Genomic DNA, 1,741 nt, shown 5'->3' on the forward strand with positions numbered 1-1,741 from the left:
CAGCCAGTTCACGGAGCCTGTCTGGGGAGTCGACATCGTACTCATGTTGCCATGATTCGATTTGCTCTTGGAGGTCAGCACGCAATTGGATGAGATCATCGCGATCGCGGTCATCCAGCAAGTCACGGAGCGCTCGCATCCGCGTGTAAAGCGGATCAGGCTGATAGAGCGTTGCCTGCTCACCCGAAACAGTCTGAAGGACGTTCATATCGACGAGTCGCTGAAGATGGTCACGGGCAGTATTTCCAGCGACCAGGGCTTCCTCGGCGATCCAGTCGGCGGTGCGTGATTGTAAGAGTGTCACGGCGATCGAGCGAACACGGTCGAACGCACTCGTGTTTTCTTTCCACACGTCGGTTCCCGGTGCGTCAGTCATACTCGACTATTAGTTGTGGAGTGCAATAATTCTATCGAGGGTGCAACTATCTGCATCTTCTGTCGATCAACTAGATGTCTTCGGTACGGATAATGAAGTGAGAATCAATAGCTCACCGACCGCTCGGTGCCCGATGAGTTCGCTTCCGTCCGAAATTTTTCAGAGTTGAAGATGTTACAGCCTTCGGATCACGCTGATTCGTCGTTTGGACAGGAGAGAACGCGCGGGCACAGGTTAATGAGAGATGGGTTTACAATCGTCTAACCCGATGAAAACGAAGCATGACAGCAACGACTCGTGATCGGCCAGAATTTGACACCGTGCAACTCACAATCAAGCCAGCAGAAGCCCAAGAACTCGTTCAACAGACATTGAAGGGATTGCGGTCGTCAGTCACAGGGGACAGCATCCTTTTGCGCTCGTCTGATGGGATGTTGGTTGCGATTCTTCGTAACGACTCATCAACCGATGAGCAGCATCGAACAGAACTTGCGTATCGCGTTGCCCCACCGTCCGAACTCGCAACACGAAGAGGAAAGAAGGTATTCGAGAGTCTCGAATCACACCGGGCCTGATAACGGGGTAGCGGCGGGAATGAGCGGCAGCGGATTGCAGCGCAGCGGATATCGTTGGAATGGTCGATGATGCTACGATGCATGCGGCCGAGTGCGACGCCAAGACGATCTCCCCACCGACCAGGACAACCAAGAAGACTGAACCTGATTTTCTGCCACTTAAATCCATAATCGGAAGTGAACACGCCCCGGGACCCCCTAACCAACCGGTCACGATGACGACGAGCGATTCGCTCTGCGTCATCGTCTCGTTCATTTGCGGAACCAGTTGGAAATACAGCGATACCCCGAACAGGAGGAAGATGTAGCCGATAACGGCTCCGAGCAGAGCGACGATTATCGACAGTAGCCCAATTGGACCACGCAACGACTTCGGGACGCTAGTCTTCAACGCCATGGTTTGTGCTAATGGGGCACAAGCATAAACGTTCTGCAATGAGTTCACTCGCTTTTATCTCGTTCCCGCTCGCGGCTTCGAGGTTCGCCATGCTCTCGTCCGAGAGCGGGGACATCCGCTCGTCGAACTCCTCTCCACCGTCGTCGGGTCTCGCCGCCGCCTCCCGCCCCGCGAAGTACGAGTTGAGAAACTTCTCGTGGTGCTCGCGCAGGGTGTATCCCAGCCAGATGAACGCGAGACCGGGAAGTACCCGAAGGACGAACGCGGGCGACGTCACTCCGTACGTCCCCAGCACGACCGACCCGTGGATGGCGTCGCCCACGAGCAACGCGCCAATCACGAGCGTCGTCGTCGAAACCATCGAGAGGAACTGGCGGGAGAACATGTTATCCG

The 1,741-nt window shown here is 55.4% G+C and carries 3 protein-coding genes; all 3 read right to left on the reverse strand.

Annotated elements, in window-relative coordinates:
- Positions 1-376: transcriptional regulator (locus BG842_RS29510; protein ID WP_069449632.1), on the reverse strand; the 376-nt coding region annotated here is incomplete at its 3' end.
- A 393-nt stretch (positions 377-769) separates the two neighbouring features.
- Positions 770-1,348, reverse strand: a complete 579-nt coding sequence (locus tag BG842_RS30970) for a hypothetical protein (protein WP_254662859.1) — start codon at positions 1,346-1,348, stop codon at positions 770-772.
- A partial coding sequence (locus BG842_RS03055) for a hypothetical protein (protein ID WP_254662860.1) occupies positions 1,332-1,741 on the reverse strand: 410 nt, incomplete at its 5' end. The genes BG842_RS03055 and BG842_RS30970, both read right to left, overlap by 17 nt.

Origin of the sequence: Haladaptatus sp. W1 (genome assembly GCF_001723155.1) — an archaeon.
In the GTDB taxonomy this organism is placed as follows: domain Archaea; phylum Halobacteriota; class Halobacteria; order Halobacteriales; family Haladaptataceae; genus Haladaptatus; species Haladaptatus paucihalophilus.